Source organism: Pseudomonas xionganensis, assembly GCF_009763245.1.
In the GTDB taxonomy this organism is placed as follows: Bacteria; Pseudomonadota; Gammaproteobacteria; order Pseudomonadales; family Pseudomonadaceae; genus Aquipseudomonas; species Aquipseudomonas xionganensis.
Map to the genome: position 1 here is coordinate 60,547 of NZ_WKJZ01000004.1, position 17,665 is coordinate 78,211.

Annotated in this window: 16 protein-coding genes; 6 read left to right on the forward strand and 10 right to left on the reverse strand. The window is 63.6% G+C overall.

The genetic code is table 11. The features are described 5' to 3' along the window. Positions 1–65: 65 nt before the first annotated feature. Positions 66–1,853, reverse strand: a complete 1,788-nt coding sequence (locus GJV18_RS17340) for an acyclic terpene utilization AtuA family protein (protein ID WP_160347744.1) — start codon at positions 1,851–1,853, stop codon at positions 66–68. A 214-nt stretch (positions 1,854–2,067) separates the two neighbouring features. Between GJV18_RS17340 and GJV18_RS17345 the strand changes: the two genes are divergently transcribed. From GJV18_RS17345 to GJV18_RS17355, 3 genes are all read left to right on the forward strand, one after another. After that, on the forward strand, positions 2,068–2,691 hold the full coding sequence (locus GJV18_RS17345; RefSeq protein ID WP_325065264.1) for a TetR/AcrR family transcriptional regulator: 624 nt from the start codon (positions 2,068–2,070) through the stop codon (positions 2,689–2,691). A 326-nt stretch (positions 2,692–3,017) separates the two neighbouring features. Beyond that, entirely contained in the window at positions 3,018–3,644 is a 627-nt protein-coding gene (locus GJV18_RS17350) for an amino acid ABC transporter substrate-binding protein (RefSeq protein ID WP_325065266.1), read from the forward strand. Positions 3,645–3,657: 13 nt separating this feature from the next. Continuing rightward, positions 3,658–4,467, forward strand: coding sequence for a substrate-binding domain-containing protein (locus tag GJV18_RS17355; RefSeq protein ID WP_160347745.1), 810 nt, complete (start codon positions 3,658–3,660; stop codon positions 4,465–4,467). Here the strand turns inward: GJV18_RS17355 and GJV18_RS17360 are convergent. Continuing rightward, a complete protein-coding gene (locus GJV18_RS17360) occupies positions 4,464–4,643 on the reverse strand; it encodes a DUF2897 family protein (protein WP_160347746.1) in 180 nt (59 codons plus the stop codon). The genes GJV18_RS17355 and GJV18_RS17360 overlap by 4 nt on opposite strands. A 33-nt stretch (positions 4,644–4,676) precedes the next feature. Further along, positions 4,677–6,071: a hypothetical protein gene (locus tag GJV18_RS17365; RefSeq protein WP_160347747.1), complete on the reverse strand. Its 1,395-nt coding sequence runs from the start codon at positions 6,069–6,071 to the stop codon at positions 4,677–4,679. 131 nt (positions 6,072–6,202) lie between these two features. On the opposite strand from GJV18_RS17365, the gene GJV18_RS17370 reads away from it, so the two are divergent. Together GJV18_RS17370 and GJV18_RS17375 are read left to right on the forward strand one after the other, a co-directional pair. Next, positions 6,203–7,507: an ATP-binding protein gene (locus GJV18_RS17370; RefSeq protein WP_160347748.1), complete on the forward strand. Its 1,305-nt coding sequence runs from the start codon at positions 6,203–6,205 to the stop codon at positions 7,505–7,507. 1 nt (position 7,508) lies between these two features. Further along, positions 7,509–8,420, forward strand: a complete 912-nt coding sequence (locus tag GJV18_RS17375; RefSeq protein ID WP_160347749.1) for a response regulator — start codon at positions 7,509–7,511, stop codon at positions 8,418–8,420. Positions 8,421–8,512: 92 nt separating this feature from the next. Here the strand turns inward: GJV18_RS17375 and GJV18_RS17380 are convergent, their stop codons facing one another. The 6 genes from GJV18_RS17380 to GJV18_RS17405 form a co-directional block, all read right to left on the reverse strand. Continuing rightward, positions 8,513–9,859 (reverse strand): class II 3-deoxy-7-phosphoheptulonate synthase, encoded by a 1,347-nt coding sequence (locus GJV18_RS17380; protein ID WP_160347750.1) that lies wholly within the window; start codon positions 9,857–9,859, stop codon positions 8,513–8,515. A 198-nt stretch (positions 9,860–10,057) separates the two neighbouring features. Then, a complete protein-coding gene (locus GJV18_RS17385) occupies positions 10,058–11,812 on the reverse strand; it encodes an N-acyl-D-amino-acid deacylase family protein (RefSeq protein ID WP_160347751.1) in 1,755 nt (584 codons plus the stop codon). Next, positions 11,809–12,549 carry a sulfite exporter TauE/SafE family protein gene (locus GJV18_RS17390; RefSeq protein ID WP_160347752.1) on the reverse strand — a complete coding sequence of 247 codons (741 nt, stop codon included), beginning with the start codon at positions 12,547–12,549 and terminating at the stop codon, positions 11,809–11,811. Before GJV18_RS17390 ends, GJV18_RS17385 begins: the two co-directional genes overlap by 4 nt. After that, a complete protein-coding gene (locus GJV18_RS17395; protein ID WP_160347753.1) occupies positions 12,549–13,331 on the reverse strand; it encodes an SDR family NAD(P)-dependent oxidoreductase in 783 nt (260 codons plus the stop codon). The genes GJV18_RS17390 and GJV18_RS17395 overlap by 1 nt, the downstream gene beginning before the upstream one ends. Next, complete coding sequence (locus GJV18_RS17400) at positions 13,331–14,266, reverse strand: bile acid:sodium symporter family protein (protein WP_160347754.1); 936 nt, start codon at positions 14,264–14,266, stop codon at positions 13,331–13,333. The genes GJV18_RS17395 and GJV18_RS17400 overlap by 1 nt, the downstream gene beginning before the upstream one ends. After that, the gene (locus GJV18_RS17405; RefSeq protein ID WP_160347755.1) at positions 14,266–15,609 is read right to left on the reverse strand and encodes a flavin-containing monooxygenase; all 1,344 of its coding nucleotides are present in this window, start codon (positions 15,607–15,609) and stop codon (positions 14,266–14,268) included. The genes GJV18_RS17400 and GJV18_RS17405 overlap by 1 nt, the downstream gene beginning before the upstream one ends. A 165-nt stretch (positions 15,610–15,774) precedes the next feature. Between GJV18_RS17405 and GJV18_RS17410 the strand changes: the two genes are divergently transcribed. Next, entirely contained in the window at positions 15,775–16,548 is a 774-nt protein-coding gene (locus GJV18_RS17410; protein ID WP_160347756.1) for a spermidine synthase, read from the forward strand. Between the two features lie 96 nt (positions 16,549–16,644). Here GJV18_RS17410 and GJV18_RS17415 read toward each other — a convergent pair whose 3' ends face one another. After that, positions 16,645–17,436: a crotonase/enoyl-CoA hydratase family protein gene (locus GJV18_RS17415; protein ID WP_160347757.1), complete on the reverse strand. Its 792-nt coding sequence runs from the start codon at positions 17,434–17,436 to the stop codon at positions 16,645–16,647. Positions 17,437–17,665: the final 229 nt, after the last annotated feature.

The following is a 17,665-nucleotide window of genomic DNA, read 5'->3' on the forward strand; positions in this document are numbered from 1 at the left end:
GTAGGGTGGACAACCGCGAAGCGTTGTCCACCAAGAGCTGGTGGATGGGTGAAGCGTCATCCACCCTACAAAGTCTCGGCCAGTGTCCGAGGCACCGGTATCGGGAATTCCAGCAGCTGTTGGGCGAAGGCCTTGCCCTGCGGGTCGATACGCAGGGAGGCGACGCCACCACCACCCAGGGCGTTCTCCAGCAAAAAATTCAGGCTATGACTGCCGGGTAGATACCAGCGGCTGACCTTGCCGGTTTGTGCATCGAGCGTGTGCTGCATCCATTCGGCCACGGCGCCTTCTGTGAGCGCAGCGGCGATCCAGGCCAGGTACTCGGGCTTTCTGGCCATTACACCGATATTGCTGTGATTACCCTTGTCGCCGGAGCGCGCAACGGCCAGCTTGATCAGTGGCACGCGGGTGTCGGCCTGGCCGCTGGGTAGCGGGGCGGCGATATCGGTGGCGATCTGCGTACTGTCCAGTACAGCGATCTGCGGCAGTGCGACCGGGGTACGTTCGCCGTCGATCTCCACCTGCAACTGGCAGGCGGATTTGTCGGTAAGGAAACTGAAAAGACGGATCACCGGGTAGACGGTCGGGCGGCCGCCGACGATGCCGGTCAGCCCCGGTGCCATACCGGTGGCTGCCTGGGCGATCTCGCGGGAGAACAAAATCAAGGCTTCCTTCTTCGCATGGCGCACGGCGATTTTGATCACGATCTCGCGGCTGTCGCTGCGCTGGCCATGGGGGCCATAGGTGGCTTCGGAGCCGAGCAGCTCGATGCTGACTTCCTTGTAAGACCCCCAGCCGCGCTCGGCGAACATTTCCTCGGTCTTGTTGATGATTGCCTGGCTAACACGCTGGGCTTTTTTCACCGCATCAACACCCGCCATCAGGCAGCTGGCGGTGCAGCGGAAACCGTCCGGGTAGGTGGCGCTGACCTTGTACTGATCGGTGGGCGGCAGGCCCCGTGCGCCTTTGAGTTCCACCCTGTTGTCGCCGACCTGGCTCAGTTGCACCTGGGTGAAATCGCAGAGCACATCGGGCAGGTAATAGGCCCGTGGATCGCCGATTTCATAGAGCATCTGTTCGCCCACGGTAAAAGGCGTAACCAAGCCGCCGGAACCCTCCGGCTTGGTCACGACAAAGCTGCCGTCGGCCGCCACTTCCACCACCGGGAAGCCGATATGCTCAAAATCCGGCACGCTTTCCCAGTCAGTGAAGTTGCCGCCGGTGCACTGCGCGCCGCATTCGATGATATGCCCGGCCAGCGCGGCCTGGGCCAACTGGTCGTAGTCGCTCCAGCTCCAGCCGAATTCATGCACCAGGGCGGCGCTGACCACGGCGCTGTCGACCACGCGGCCGGTGATGACGATATCCGCACCGAGCTTCAAGGCTTCGACGATGCCCGGCGCACCCAGGTAGGCGTTGACCGACACGCAGAAGGGCGGCAGCGGCGCGCCCGTGAACATTTCCACGGTGCCGGCCTTGGCCAGCTCACCGAGCTTGGGCTGCAGGTTGTCGCCATGCAGCACGGCAATCTTCAAGTCGACTCCAGCGTGCTCACAGGCAGCGGCCAGGGCGGCGGCGCAGGCGCTTGGGTTGACCCCGCCGGCGTTGCTGATCACGCGGATGTTTTTGCTGGCGATCTCGCCCAGCAGGGGCGTCAGCACTTCAACGAAATCGCGGGCATAGCCTTCATCCGGCTTTTTCATTCGCGCGCCAGCCATGATCGACATGGTCACTTCGGCCAGGTAGTCGAATACCAGGTAATCCAGTTCGGTGCCCTTTACCAGCTGGGCGGCGGCGGTGCTGGTATCGCCCCAGAAGGCGGATGCGCAGCCGATGCGTACGGTCTTGGTCATTGGAATTATCCGCAACACATAAATAAGGTGCCTTGAAGGCTACCAAGCAAGCGCTTGGTTGAAAAGCCCCGGCGTTGATCTTTCTAACCGAAAGTGTGGCCGAGCGCTTGCTTGGTTGGCCTGGGCGGCATAAATTTCACTAATAACGACAAGTACTTGGCTCAAGCGCGTAGGGCGTTGAGGGCAAGACAATAAAAGCTGGAGAACATTTAGCGTGGATGATCAACAAGCGCAGGCGGTGATGCGGGAGCTGGTGGCCAGTGGGCAGATCACCGACCCGGACAGTGCGCGCGGCAAGCTGCTGCAAACCGCAGCACACCTTTTCCGCAGCAAGGGCTACGAGCGCACCACGGTGCGCGACCTGGCCAGCGCCGTGGGCATTCAGTCCGGCAGCATCTTTCATCACTTCAAGAGCAAGGACGAGATCCTGCGTTCGGTGATGGAGGAAACCATTCGCTACAACACCGCGCTGATGCATGCTGCGCTGGCCGAGGCCAGCGATCTGCGCGGGCGCGTGCTGGCGCTGATCCGCTGTGAGTTGCAGTCGATCATGGGCGGCACCGGCGAGGCCATGGCGGTGCTGGTCTATGAATGGCGCTCGCTGTCGGAGGAGGGCCAGGCCTTTATTCTCGATTTGCGCGACACCTATGAGCAGCTCTGGCTGCAGGTGCTGGGCGAAGCCAAGGCGGCCGGCTATTTCAGGGCTGACCCTTTTATTCTGCGCCGTCTGCTGACCGGTGCGCTGAGCTGGACCACCACCTGGTTCCGTCCGGAAGGGCCCATGACCCTGGATCAGCTGGCCGAGGAGGCGCTGTCGTTGGTGGTCAAGGAAAGCTGAGCGGGCAGCCTGCGCTGATTAGTGGCTGGGTGGCTGTATGCGAGATTGAACAGGCCTTGGGAAACTGGGCTAAACTCGGGTGGCATTTTGCTAGCGTTTTGGCGTCAAGGGAGTGTCGCTGTCGTTGAAGGGGTTTATCATCACCGGCTCCACGATAACGGGTATGCCCTGTGCGCCTAGTCTGTTTATCCACCCTGTTGGCACTGTCGCTGTTGCTGCCCTCTGCATTCGCAGCGCAGGAGGTGCGTATAGGTGCCTACCATTTTCCCCCCTACGCGATAAAACCTGAGCAGGCTGAGGCCGTCGGACTGGTGGCCGAATTGCTGGTGATACTGAATCAGGCCCAGGATCAGTATCGTTTCAGTCTGGTCCCCACTTCCACCAAGCGCCGTTATCGCGATCTGCAGAGTGGGCGCTATGACCTGATTCTCTTCGAGTCCCCCGGCTGGGGCTGGCAGGACACGCCCCATGTGGCCACGGATCTGCATATCGAAGACGCCGAGGTCTATGTGGCCCTCAATGCGCCGGGTCGTGACCAGGGCTACTTCGACAGCCTGCAGGGCAAGCGCCTGGCTCTGTACAGCGGCTACCACTACGGTTTTGCCGGTTTCAATGCCGACCCGCAGTTTCTGGCCCGCGAGTTCGATGCGCTGCTGACCTATTCCCATGACAGCAACCTGAGCATGATCCTGCGTCAGCGCGCGGAAATTGCGGTGATCACCCGCTCCTATCTGAATATGTACCTGCAGCGTCATCCGGCGCAGGCCAGGGCTTTTCTCGTGTCAGAACGGGTTGATCAGATCTACCGCCATCAGGCATTGTTCAGTCAGCAGTCCGCCATTGCCCCAGAGGTGTTTGTCGGGCTGCTGGAGCAACTCAAGGATCAGGGGCTGCTGGACAAGCTGTTTGCCCGCTACTACCTGAGCCCACCGCCTGCCGAATTGAGTGAATAGGGATGTTGTACTGATGCATGACTTTCGCGTGGTGCTGCGCCTGTGCCTGCTGAGCCTGCTGCTGAGCAGCGGCAGTCTGCTGGCACAGCAGGAGGTGCGGGTGGCTCAGGTTGAGTTCCCGCCCTATGTCTTCAAGCATGAGACGGCGCAGATGCCGGGCCTGCTGGCCCAGCTGGTCGAAGCGCTGAACGGGGTGCAAGAGGACTACCATTTTGTGTTGGTGCCCACGTCCCTCAATCGTCGGTTTACTGATCTGCAGAAGGGGCGTCTGGATCTGGCGGTGTTCGAGAATCCGTCCTGGGGTTGGCGCAATATTGCCCACACCGCCTGGGATATGGGCCTGGAGGATGCCGAGGTGTTTGTCGCCCGTGCCGTACCGGGACGTGACCAGGACTATTTCGACGATCTCAAGGACAAGCGCCTGGCCCTGTTTCATGGCTTTCACTACGCTTTCGCCGATTTCAATTCCGACCCGGCTTATCTGGCCAGTACCTTCAATGCCAGCCTGAGCCATAGCCACGATGGCAATCTGTTGATGGCGTTGAATGATCGCGCCGATATCGCCCTGGTCACACGCTCCTATATCCGCGATTTTTTGCGTCGCTATCCTGACTATCAGGGACAGTTGCTGGTGTCCGAGCGTGTGGATCAGCGCTATCGTCACCAGCTGCTGCTGCGGCCGGATAGCCCGATCCAGGCCGAGCAGTTTGCCCTTATCTATGACAAGGTGCGGGAGCGGGGCGACCTGGCCCGCATCTTTACCCCCTATCAGATCGAACTGACGCCGCTGCCGCTCAGCAAGGCGGCATACAGCACGCCTTAACCCCGTTCCTTTTCCTCGCGCCTATCCTGAGCATCCAGTTCGAGCTGGCGCTGGCGTACTTTTTCCAGCTGCTCAGGGGTCAGTGGGTTGTCGTTGGCGGTGCGCAGCAGCATCACCAGCCCGCTGACGATGGAGCCCAGCACCAGCACGATCAGCAACCAGATATACCAGGGCATTGCATTCTCCTTGCATGAAGTTGTGCCAGCTTATCAGGGCGCCTGGATATAGCGATCCAGCAATTGCGGATCATCGAAGTGGGCGCGGCCGATAAAGGCTGTGGCATGTCGACCCCACTGGCGCATGGCACCGGGCGAGCGCACCCCGGAAGGCCAGAGCAGCAAGCGCTCCAGGCGCTCGGTAGCGGGTACCAGGCCGTGGGCCGCATAGAGGCTGCGCTGTCCTTGCGGATGGGGCAACTGACGCAGCTGATCCAGCGTCGCACGCTGATAGACCGTGGCCGGATAGGTCGAGCGGCGGCTATCGACCCACTGCAGCTGATGGTTCTGGGCGTCGAGCCACAGGGTGGCCGCCTGATCGCCGCCAAATGCCAGGCGTCTGGCCTGGCGTGCTTCCTCATCTGCTGGTTGTGCAAATTGCCAGGGCGAGTCTGCCGGCAGGTAGAGGCCATGCCAGCAGCCGCAAGGGTGGATGCTGTCGTAGAGCAGGGCGTTGCCCTGCTCATCCAGGGTCACGCGCCAGAGCAGGCCGTCCAGTTCACCGCCGAACAGGTCCAGGGGCTGTTGCTTCGGCCGCTGGCTAAACCACAGCTGATAGACCAGTTGCAGGTGCCAGCGGCCATCGATCCGGCTCCAGCTGCTGTGCTGGTAAAGCCGTGGCTGCACGGTTTGCAGGTCGCGCTCGCCATCTGCACGGTAATAGGGGCTGCCGATTCGGTCATGACGGCTGCTCTGAGCCACTTTCAGCCAGGGCGCATGGCGGGCAAAGAGCGCCTGCAGCTGTTCGGCATCAGCCTGGGGCAGGCCCAGGCTGTCGGTTGGCAGAGGTGCCGGGGCTTTGGCAGCAGGCTGGGCGATGGGTTGATAGCCCAGCCATTGTGGGCTGTCCAGCGGCGCTTGGGTCTGGGCCGCCTGCTGTTGCCAGGCGTCGATACCGCGGCGGTAGGCGCGTTTGAACAAGGGATACAGACCTAGCACCCTGGCCCAGCCGAGGTAGTCGTCCGGCACCTGAGCCGCTTGCAGCGCCCGGGTGAAGGCGGCCGGTTTGGCCAGCAGTGCGTCAATCTGGGCTGCGCGGCAGTTGTCCAGGGCACTCTGCTGGGCTGGCTGGCGCCAGTGTTGGCGCTGCACGGTGGGCAACTGGGCAATTTCGATGTGGCTGGCCTGTTGGTCCAGGTCGGCCAGGCGTTGCAGCCACAGGCGGCGTTGTTCGGGGCTGGCGGCGCTGTGGCCGAGCAATGCCAGGCTGCGCTCGCTGCGCAGGCCAGCAAAGCCAGGCAGCTGGTGATACTGGGCATCGCTGACCGCGGCACTGGTCCTGTGCAGCTGCGCGAACAGTGTGGTGCAGGCTGTACTGGGCGCGGGCGGGTGCACACAGCCGCTCAACAGCAGGCTCAGCAGGGTGGCGCCGAGCAGGGTTCTGAACATGGGCGATCCCGGGTGATTAACTTGTTCACCATACGCCGTGTCGGCTGCTGAAGGAATCCACTGCGGCCCTGTAACACGCTGGCAATCTGGCGCTGCTTGAATGGCGGCTTTGCAACCAAAGGGATTGACCCATGACCAGCGCCAGCGCTCTGGAACGGCTATTACGGCCAGTCGCACCCTTGCTTCCGGGGATCAGCATCGCCGATGTCGCCGACCGCTTGCTGACACCTGAGCACAAGGCCTTTCTCTCGCTGCCTATCGTCGATGGCAGTGGCAGGCCCGTGGGCCTGGTCAGCCGCAGTGCCCTGCAGGATATCTTTATGCAGCGCTTTGGCCGTGACCTGCGCGGGCGCCATCCGGTCGAGGAGGTGATGAACCCGGCGCCGCTGACGGTCAGCCTGGACACCAGCCTGGAAGAGGCGGCCAAGCAGATCACCGCGCAGCTGCAATACCCTATCACCGAGGACTTTATTCTGGTCGACGCCCGGGGCCACTACCGCGGCCTGGGCACGGTGCTGGATCTGCTCAAGGCCATGGAGGCGCGCATCGCCCAGCGCAACTTGGTGCTGCGCAAGGCCCTGGTGGAGCTCAAGGAGTCCCAGACCCAGCTGGTGCAGTCGGAGAAGATGGCTTCCCTGGGGCAGATGGTGGCCGGTGTGGCTCACGAGCTGAACACCCCCTTGGGCTATGTGCAGAACAACCTGCAGTTGCTGCGTGAACTGAGCGCGCCGCTGTTCGACCTGGCCGCCGCCCAGGCCACCCTGGCCGACTGCCTGAATGATCCGCAGTGTGACGAGGCGCGCCTGGCCCAGGCCCTGCAAACCGCCGAACAGGCCCGTCAGGATGCGGCGCCGGAGTTGCTGGCCGAAGACCTCGCCCAGCTGTTCGATGACACCTTCTACGGCCTGGGGCAGATCGCCGAGCTGGTGGTGGGGCTGAAGGACTTTGCTCGCCTGGACCGCGCCATCAGCGAGGAGGTCGATCTCAACGAGTGCATCCGCAGTGCTCTGTTGATTGCCCGCAACAATATCAAGGACAAGGCCGAAACCCTGCTGCAACTGGGCGAGTTGCCGCGCATTCCCTGTGCACCGTCGCAGATCAACCAGGTGCTGCTCAACCTGCTGAACAACGCGGCACAGGCCATCGAGGGTTTCGGCCGGATCCACATCAAGACCTGGGCCGAGGCCGAGGCGGTGTTTATCTCCCTGCAGGACTCCGGGCGCGGCATGCCGCCTGCGGTGTTGGCACGCATCTTCGACCCCTTCTTTACCACCAAGCCCGTGGGTCAGGGCACCGGGCTGGGCCTGTCGATCAGCTACAAGATCATCCAGGACCATGGCGGGCAGATCCGCGTGGCCTCCGAACCCGGGCGCGGTACGCGCTTTCTGATCCGCCTGCCGCGCCCGCAGGCGCTGCCACTGCAACGGAGTGCCTGAAGTGAGCGAGCCGATTCGTATTCTGTTTGTCGATGACGAGGAGCGCATCCTGCGCAGCCTGGCCATGCAGTTCCGCCGCCAGTATCAGGTGCTCACCGAGACGGATCCGCGCCGTGCGCTAGAGCGCCTGAAAAGCGAGAACGTGCAGATTATCGTCAGCGACCAGCGCATGCCGCAGATGAGCGGTACCGAGCTGCTGGCCCAGGCCCGGGAAATCGCCCCGGATACTCTGCGCATCCTGCTCACCGGCTATTCCGATCTGGATGCGGCGGTGGATGCGCTCAACAGCGGCGGCATCTTCCGCTACCTGAGCAAACCCTGGGACCCGCAGGAAATGGCCTTTACCCTGCGCCAGGCGGCCGAGATAGCCGTACGCCAGGCGCAGCCCAGTGCGCCGCTGGCCATGCTGCAGCCGGCGCCGCTGACCCTGTTGCTGCTGGATGACCAGCCCCAGACCCTGGAGGTGGTGGCCGAGTTCTGCGTAGCTGGCGGCCATCGCTTGCTGCGCGCGGCCAGCCTGGGTGAGGCGGTAGCGCTGCTCAACAGCCAGGTGGTGGATGTGTTGGTCAGCGACCTGCAGCTGGCCGGCGAAGACTGTACGCCCTTGCTGAAAAGCCTGGCCCAGGCCCATCCGCGCCTGCTTAGTCTGGTGGTGACACCGTTCCGTGACACCCAGGCGCTGCTCAAGCTGATCAACGAAGCGCAGATCTTCCGTTACCTGCCCAAGCCGATCCGCCGCGGGTTGTTCGACAAGGGCCTGCAGGCTGCCGCCGAACAGGTGCAGCTATGGCGTGCGCAACCGGCGCAGGTGGTGACCCGCCTGGCCCAGCCCCCGCGCGATGAGCGCGAGCGGGAGAAGGTCGGCAGTTTGCTGGGGATGCTCGGGCGTTTGCGTGAACGCCTGATTGCCTGAGTGGATCAGGGATTGATCGCGGGCATGGCCCGCTCCTACGCGCTATCTCGCTGCTAGGAGCGGGCCCTGCCCGCGAACCGGTGTCCGCGATTTTAGCGGCGCACCTGCTTAAGCGTCTCGGCGATCAGAAAGGCCAGCTCCAGGGACTGGTCGGCATTCATCCGCGGGTCGCAGTGGGTGTGGTAGCGGTCCGACAGGCTGTCTTCCGTGACCGGGCGGGCGCCGCCGATGCATTCGGTGACGTTCTGCCCGGTCATCTCGATATGGATGCCGCCGGCGTAGCTGCCCTCGGCCTGGTGCACGGCGAAGAACTGCTTCACCTCACTCAGAATCTGCGCAAAATCCCGGGTTTTGTAGCCGCTGGAGGCCTTGATGGTGTTGCCGTGCATGGGGTCGGAGCTCCACAGCACCTGGCGGCCTTCGCCCTGCACCTTGCGCACCAGGCGCGGCATATGGTGCTCGACCTTGTCCGCGCCCATGCGCACGATCAGGTTGAGGCGGCCTGGGTCGTTGTCCGGGTTGAGGATATCGATCAGGCGGATCAGCTCGTCCGGGTCCATGCTCGGGCCGACCTTGACCCCGATGGGGTTGCCGACGCCGCGCAGGAACTCGACATGGGCGCCGTCCAGCTGGCGGGTGCGGTCGCCGATCCACAGCATATGCGCCGAGCAGGCGTAGTCGCCGCCGGTCAGGCTGTCGCGGCGCACGAAGGCCTGCTCGTAGTTCAGCAGCAGCGCCTCGTGGGCGGTGAAGAAGCTGGTCTCGCGCACTTGCGAGGAGCCGTCCATGCCGCAGGCACGCATAAAGGCCAGGGTTTCATCAATGCGGTCGGCCAGGTGGCTGTACTTCTCGGCCAGGGCCGAGTTGGCGATAAAGTCCAGATTCCACTGGTGCACCTGATGCAGGTCGGCAAAACCGCCCTGGGCAAAGGCGCGCAGCAGGTTCAGCGAGGCGGTGGACTGGTGGTAGGCCTGCAGCAGGCGCTCCGGGTCCGGCACCCGGCTGGCGGCGTCGAAGCCGATGCCGTTGACGATATCGCCGCGGTAGGCGGGCAGGGTCACACCGTCGATGGTTTCATCATTGGCCGAGCGCGGCTTGGCGAACTGCCCGGCCATGCGCCCGACCTTGACCACCGGGCAGCCGGCGGCGAAGGTCATGACGATGGCCATCTGCAGCAGCACCTTGAAGGTGTCGCGGATTTTCGCCGCGCTGAACTCGGCAAAGCTCTCGGCGCAATCGCCACCCTGCAGCAAAAAGGCACGTCCCTGGGTGACCTCGGCAAACTGGCGGCGCAATTCGCGGGCCTCCCCGGCAAACACCAGGGGCGGATAGCCGGCCAGGGTCTGCTCGACACGACCCAGGTGGGTGGCGTCCGGGTATTGTGGCTGCTGCTGGATCGGTTTGGCTCTCCAGCTCTCGGGGCTCCAGGGTTGCGACATTGCGGCTCTCGGCTTAAGTCAATTCAGGCGGACGGGCATGGTAACCGATAAGCCGGACGCTTCAAGCCGATAGGCGCGATAGAGCTGCTGCATGATGACGCATGATCAGCTATGCCGTTTCCCTGTAGGAGCGGCCCATGGCCGCGATGCGTGTCGCGGGCACGGCCCGCTCCTACAGAGCGTGAACCGGCTACATTGTCAGCGTGGCGTTACGTCGCGGCTCGCGAGAAAGCGACCGAAACCCTGCTGCTGACCCAGTTCGCTGGGGAACTCGCTGCCCCGGCGGTAGGCGATCCGGCCGTTGATCAGGGTGGCATCCACCGCCGCGTCATTGCGCTTGACCACCCGCTCCAGGCCGAGCACTTCCATCGGCGCCTCGGCGATGGCGTCCAGCTCATCGGTCAGCCCTTGCGGGTTGACGATCACCACATCGGCGCGGTCGCCCACGCGGATGTAGCCGGCATCCACCCCGATAAAATCCGCCAGCTCACCAGTCAGGCGGTGGATGGCGTGGCCCAGGTCCATAAAGGGCGTGCCGGCCAGTTCGGCATCACGCACGTATTTAAGGAAACGCAGCGGGAAGTTGTACTGGGCGATGGAGCGCAGGTGCGCGCCAGAGTCGGCAAAGCCCGGTTGGGTCCAGGGGCTGGAGAGCAATTTGTGCATCACCGCCTCGCGCTGGTTGCCGTAGCAGGTGGTCCATTTCAGCGCCTCGCGGTACTGGCAGGCCAGCTCGAAGTAGGCGTCTACCGGGTCCAGGCCACGGGCGGCGCCGAGCTGCTTGAAGTTCTTGCCGACCAGACTGGCGTCCGGGCATTCGGTTACCCAGCAATCGGAGAAGTCGCGGTGCCACAGCCCCTTGGTCAGTACGGCCTTGACCTGCCTCTTGAACAGTGCGCGGAACTCCGGCTCCAGCACCTTGGCATACAGCTCGTCCGGGTCCTTGATATTGCGCAGGATCTCGCCGGCGCCGAACTCCTCGAAGGCGTTCACGTTGAGCCCTTCCAGGCGCAGGGTGAACGGCGCCGGCAGGGTCTGCCAGCGGAAGTGGCCGCGCAGCACACGATTGGCCAGCCAGCCGGAGAGACGGGTGAAGTAATGCAGCAGCGGCTGGGATTTCAGGTCCAGGGCGGTGAGCATCGAGCACTTCAACGGTTTTCTAAACCAGCCGTGGGCCTGATACAGGAAGGCGAACACATTGACCTTGGTTACCGCATCCGGCGCGCCCTGGAGCACCGCGCCACGCCGGCGCAGCACCGCAAACAGGCGCGAGAACTCGCTCCAGCTGGCAAAGGTCGAGGGCAGCGGGCAGGACCAGGCGCGGTCGCCGTCCATCTTGTCCAGCTTGGTGGTCATCACCGACAGGCCGATGCAGCCGGCGTCCAGTGCCTCTTCCAGCAGCTGTTCCATGCGCACCAGTTCGGCTTCTGTCGGTTTGATCTTGCTCGTGGCGCGTTCCAGGCCCATTACCGCCACGCGCAGTTCGGAGTGGCCGAGGAAGGAGCTGACGTTCGGCCCCAGCGGCTGCTGGTCATAGAAGGCGCGGTAGCCGGCGGCGTCGCGCCAGGTCTTCTTCTCCTTCAGGATCGGCAGCACGTATTCACGCGGCACCGCCTCGACGCGGGTGAACAGGTCGGAGCAATCCTCGGCATCGGCCAGCACCATGCTGATCGAGCAGGAGCCGATGGTCACGCTGGTGACGCCGTGGCGCACCGATTCCTTCAACGCGGGTGCGGCGATCACTTCGGCGTCGTAGTGCGAGTGGATTTCCAGAAAGCCTGGCGTCACCCACTTGCCGGCGGCATCCAGCACCTCGGGGCAGCCGCTTTCATCCAGGGGGCTGAGGCTGAGCACATCGATACGTCCATCCTTGATACCGATATGCCGCAGCGCACCGGGGGCGCCTGTTCCATCGAAATACAGACCATTCTTGATGATGATGTCGAAGCTCATGGCAGACTCCAGGGCGCAAGCAGCAGGCCGCCGGTGACCAGCAGCAACAGGTAGATGGCAATGCGGAAATGCTGTTCGTTGAAGCGCTGGTGCAGGCGCTCACCCAGCCAGACGCCGATCAGCAGCAAGGGTGCGTAACTGGCGACTTGCGGCAGCGCGGGCAGCAGGCGGCCATCGAGCAGGAAGGCGACGGTCAGCAGGCTGTTAAGGGTGAACCACACCGTGACCAGGGTGGCGCGCAGGCGCGCCTTGTCCAGTTGCGTACCGGCCAGGGCGAACACCAGCAGCGGGCCGCCGGAGGCGAACAGACCGTGACTGATACCCGCGCACAGGCTAAGCAGGCGGCTAAGCCACATGGGCCGCTCGGGCTGCACGGCCGCATGACGCAGGCGCCACAGCTCGCGGGCGGCAAACCACAGCACCAGTGCGCCAAACAGGCGCTTGGCCAGGGCGGCGTCGAGGAAGGGCAGCAGGGCATAGCCGATCAGCGTGCCGACGACCATGCCGGGCAGGATCATGCCCAGCAGCAGGCGGCGGTCGATCATCTGTCGATGCCGCCAGACCAGGTAGCCGGTCATGCAGATGTTCAGCGGCACCAGCACCGGCAGCAGCTGGTCGATGGGCAGCAGCAGGGCACCGAGCGACAGGGCAATCACGATGCTGCCGAAACCGGTGATGGCTTCCAGGGTGTAGGCCAGCAGGATAAAACCGGCCAGGGCCAGCCAGACAATCTCCATCAGCCCATCTCCCCGGCGAAGCGCGTACTCATCTTGCGGTAGTAGAACCCGGGGGCGACGCGCCAGAGCAGGCTGGCCAGCCAGCTGCCATGGTCGGGGAACAGGCGTTCGCGACCTTGATTCTGCGCCTGGAGAATCTGCCCGGCCATCCAGTCGGCGCCGCGTATCTGGCCAACGGTCGAGCGGCCGTGTTGCGCCTGCTTGCCGTCGCCGCCGAGGGCGTTCTGTTCGATCGGTGTATCGAGAAAGCTGGGGTAGACCAGCAGCATCTTGATGCCGTCGCGGGCGATTTCTGCGCGCAGCACCTCGAAGAACTGGCCGAGGGCGCTTTTCGCCGCGCAATAGCCGGCGCGCCCGAGCACCGGCATCCAGCCGGCCATGGAACCGATGGCGATGACCTGGCCACGGCTCTGGCGTAGCAGGGGCAGGGCGCTCAGGGTCAGCTCCACGGGCGCCTGGTAATCGACGGCCATGACCTTGCGAAACACGGCCGGATCGGTGTGCAGGGTGGGCGAGCGGTGGGTGATGCCGGCGTTGTTGATCAGCACGTCGAGGCGGCCGAAGCGTTCGCGGCAGGCGTCCAGTAATTGCTGGTGCAGGTGCGGGTCGGTGATATCGCCAGCCAGGCCGATTACCCGCTCGGCCCCCAGCTCATGGATCCGCGCAGCCAGGCCGGTGGCATTGATATCGGTGAGCAGCAAATGAAAGCCCTGGGCGTGGTAGGCGCGCGCAAGTTCCCAGCCGAGGCCGCTGGCAGCCCCGGTAATGATGACGGTCCGCATTATTTTTCTCCGAGTGTTGCCAGGGGCTGTGTCGGCTGTGTGCATTCGGCCAGGGGGCGGCGTGACCAGTAGTAGGCCAGCGCCATGCCCGACACCAGATGCCAGGTGCCCCAGAACGCGGCGATCAGCAGCATGCCGGTCACCTGGGGGAAGAAGGTGAAGATGATCACCAGCCCCAGGGCCGAGTTCTGAATGCCGACTTCCAGGGTGATCGCCCGGCGTTCTGCATCCGGCAGGCCCGAGAGACGCGCGCAGTAGTAGCCGGTGCCCAGTGCCAGCGCGTTATGGGCCACCACCAGCCAGAAGAACAGATTGAAGTGGCTGAGGAACTGGTCGAAATTCCTGCCGAAGGCGAGGGCGACGAAGCCCAGCATCACCGCCAGGGCGAACACTCGCAGAGGCTTTTCCACCTTGCGTGACAGGCCGGGAAAGCGTCGCCCGATAAACATGCCCAACACCAGTGGCACGCCGAGTACCAGAATCACCATCAGCAGCAGGCTCAGTGGGTCCATGGCAATTTCAGTCAGCAACGGCCGGGTGTAGGGGTTGAGCCAGGCGTACAGGCCGAAGTTGAGCGGCGTCAGCACGCTGGCCGCCACACTGGATACGGCTGTCATGCTCACGGACACGGCCACGCTACCGCGGGCCATCCAGGTCATGATGTTGGAGAAGCTGCCGCCCGGGCAGGCCGCGATCAGGGTCATGCCGAGGGCCAGTTGCGGGTCGATGCGCAGCGCCCAGCAGGCCAGGCAGGTCAGGGCCGGCAAGAGCAGAAACTGGGCAAGCAGGCCGATGACCGGGGCCTTGGGCGCGCGCGCGATACGCTTGAAATCTTCGCCGCGCAGATCCAGGGACACCCCGAAAATCATCACCGCGACGATTAGATTGATCAGCACCAGGCTGCTGGGATCGAACTGGATATGCACCGCTTCCATTAGAGATTTCCTGCTGCGCGTGCCTGGCTGCAAGGGGCCGGCGGGTTGGGCAGGTCGGCGCGTAACGCCGCACTGTGCTGGGCGATAGTCTGACGATAGCTGTCTTTGTGCACGTAGTAGGCCATGCGCTCCAGTTGCAGGTAGTGGTAGCCACCGTCCAGGCGAATGCTCGCCCGTTCACGCTTGAGCCTTTGCAGGGCCTTGGCAGCCGCTGTTCCGGCCTGCAGGCTCTTGATAAACAGCGCCACCAGTTCGGCCTGTTCATCACGCCCCTGCCAGCCGAGGCCCGAGGCCTCGACCATGCCCAGCATGAACAGGTCGTCGTACTCGGGGTGGAACACGTTGAGATAGAGCTGCGGCGCCCCGGCTGTCTGGGGCCAGTTGAGGTGGGCGCGGTCGATAAAGGGGTAGTCGAGCTTGTAGCCGGTGCCTTGCAGAATCAGGTCGTACTCGGCCTGTTCGCCATCGCTGAAGGTGACTTGCAGGGCATCCACCTTGGCCACATCACGGCGCGCCTTGATATCGCCGTGACCCAGGTAGTGCAGCACCAGGGAGTTCATCACCGGGTGCGACTCATAGAGTTTGTAATCCGGGTCGGGCAGGCCGTATTGCGAGGGCTTGCCGACCAGCGCGCGCACCAGCAGGCCGTCGAAAAACTGCTTGAGTGGGCGTGGCAGCTTGATGGCGCCGCCGAGGGTGTCGGTGGGGCGGCCCAGGGTGAATTTGGGCAGGAAGTAGTAGCCACGGCGTACCGACAGGTCCACCGAGGCGGCGCGGTGCACGGCATCCACGGCAATGTCGCAGGCCGAGTTGCCGCAGCCGATCACCAGCACACGCTTGCCCTCGAATACCGCTGCCGAGCGGTAGTCGCTGGAGTGCATCAGCTCGCCAGTGAATTCGCCAGGCAGTGCCGGCTTGTTGGGCGTGTGCAGGGTGCCATTGGCCATCAGCACGCCGTCGAACAGCCACTCGCGTTGTACACCCTCGCACTCGCTGATCAGCTTCCAGCCTTTATCCAGGCGCTGGACGTTCACCACGCGGGTATTGAACTGGTAATGGGCGTACAGGCCAAAGTGCTCGGCGTAATCGCGGAAATAGCGGCGCATTTCACTGTGATGCGGGTAGGGAGCCACCTCGGCGCGCATCGGGAATTCAGTGAACTGGGTGGTGCCCTTGGAGGAAATCAGGTGCGCCGAGTCGTACATGGTGCTGTGCGGGTTATCGATGTCCCACAGGCCGCCGACATCTGCATGCAGTTCGAAACCGACGAAGTCGATACCGTGCTTGTGCAGCTGGCGTGCTGTACACAGCCCCATGGGGCCGGCACCGATAATGGCATACATGGCAAATACCTCGACACTCGTTGTTATTGTTGTAGCCAGCGCATGATTTATTCGGCGCACCCGACTGCGACAAATTATCGCGTGACCAGGGGCATGTGCCTCAATGACAATTGGCGCCTTTCCTGCGGCCGGGATGGTCATGGATGTCACTGTGGAGACTGCTTGATGCCAGGTTTACCGCCGCCGGGACAGATGCCCGAGCCGCTTTTGATCGCCGAAGTACAGGATGAATTCGGCCTGATTCAGGTGGTGGAAATGGGGGCTTATCGCTTTCTCGAATTTGGCGAGGCGATCGAGCAGAGCTGCGTCTATATGCCCGACCCCAGCTGGCTGGAGTACGACTACACCCGCGCCATGCTGCTGGGCGCGCTGTGCCACGAACAGCCGGAAAGCGCGCTGTTTCTCGGCCTGGGTGCCGGCAATCTGACCCAGGCCTGCCTGAAGTTTCTGCCCCTGGATGATGTGGAAGTGATCGAGCTGCGCGCCGACGTGCCGCGTCTGGCCATGGAGCATATGGGCCTGGCCGATGACCCGCGCCTGACCATCCGCATTGGCGACGCCCTGCAACTGCTGGAAAGTGCGGAGAAGACCGACCTGCTGTTTGTCGACCTCTATACCGACCATGGTCCGGCCACCGGCCATCTGGCCTGGCGCTTTCTGGAAAACTGTCAGAAGCAGCTCAATCCCGGTGGCTGGCTGATCATCAACCAGTGGGCCGGCAACGACGGCAAACCCCTTGGCGCGCCGCTGCTGCGCGGCCTCTACCATCGGCATTACTGGGAGTGCCCGGTGAAGGAGGGCAATGTGGTGCTGCTGGTGCCGGCCGATCTCGATCAGCAGCTTGATCTGCAGGAACTGCAGCGCCGCGATGACCTGCTGGCGCCGCATCTGGGCTATTCCCTGCGCTCGTTGATACAGGCGCTACGCCCGGCGACCTGAGTGCCGAATAGGTAGGGTGCGCCGTGCACACCAGCGCAGGTCATAAGATCCTGGTGCGCACGGCGCACCCTACGGGGTTGGGCTGCTTCGCGCTCTTCAGCGCCCTTTAAAGTCCCCCGGGCGGCGTTCCAGCATCGCGCGCACACCTTCCTGGGCATCCTCGCTGGCCATCAAGCGGGTGACCGTGGGGTGCAGGCTGGCGGCTGCGGTGGCCTGGCCTTCGCTTACTGCCTGGCGTGCCGAGGCCAGGGTCGCCTGCACACCGAGCGGCGCCTGGGCGGCGATGCGTTCGGCCAGCCAGAGTGCCTTGGGCAGCAATTCCTCGCTGGCCACCACTTCCTGAACCAGGCCCAGGCGATAGGCCTCGTGGGCATCGAATTCATCGCCGGTGAGCAGCCAGCGCATGGCATTGCCCCAGCCGGCGCTCTGATGCATGCGCAAGGTGGCGCCGCCGAAGGGGAAGATGCCGCGCTGCACTTCCATCTGGGCGAAGCGGGTATTGCTGGCGCACAGGTTGATATCCGAGGCCAGCATCAGCTCGATGCCGATGGTGTAACAGTAACCCTGGGCCGCGACTATCACCGGCTTGCTCACCCGTGGCCCGCCAAACACGCCCCAGGGGTCGCAGCCGTCTGCTGGGATCTGCCAGCCGGCGGCAAACTGGGCCGCCACATTGGCCAGGTCCAGCCCGGCGGTAAAGTGCTCACCGTGGGCGAACACTAGGGCCACGCGGGCCTCGCTGTCACGCTCGAACTCGCCATAGGCGCGGCACAGGTCGTCGAGCATGGGCATATCGAAGGCGTTGCGCTTGCTCGGCCGCTCCAGGCCGATCAGCATGATCCGGCCGCGTTTTTCGCGGCTGACACGGCCGCTGTTGTGTTGCGTCATGGTATGGGTTCCTTCGAGGTGTGCAATCCGGGAGAGATTGGCGGAAAAACGAGTAGATGCAGGCTAGCAGAGGATGACCGTCTGGCAGCTGCCTGGCTGTGCTTGTGCTTTATTTATGCCAAATCGGGCACATCGGCCAGGTTTTCAGGTATAGTGCGCGCCGGCCAATTCTTGGCCACGTTCAGGTAGCACAACTCGCCCGAAGGTTAACTTTGGCAGTTAGTTCGCA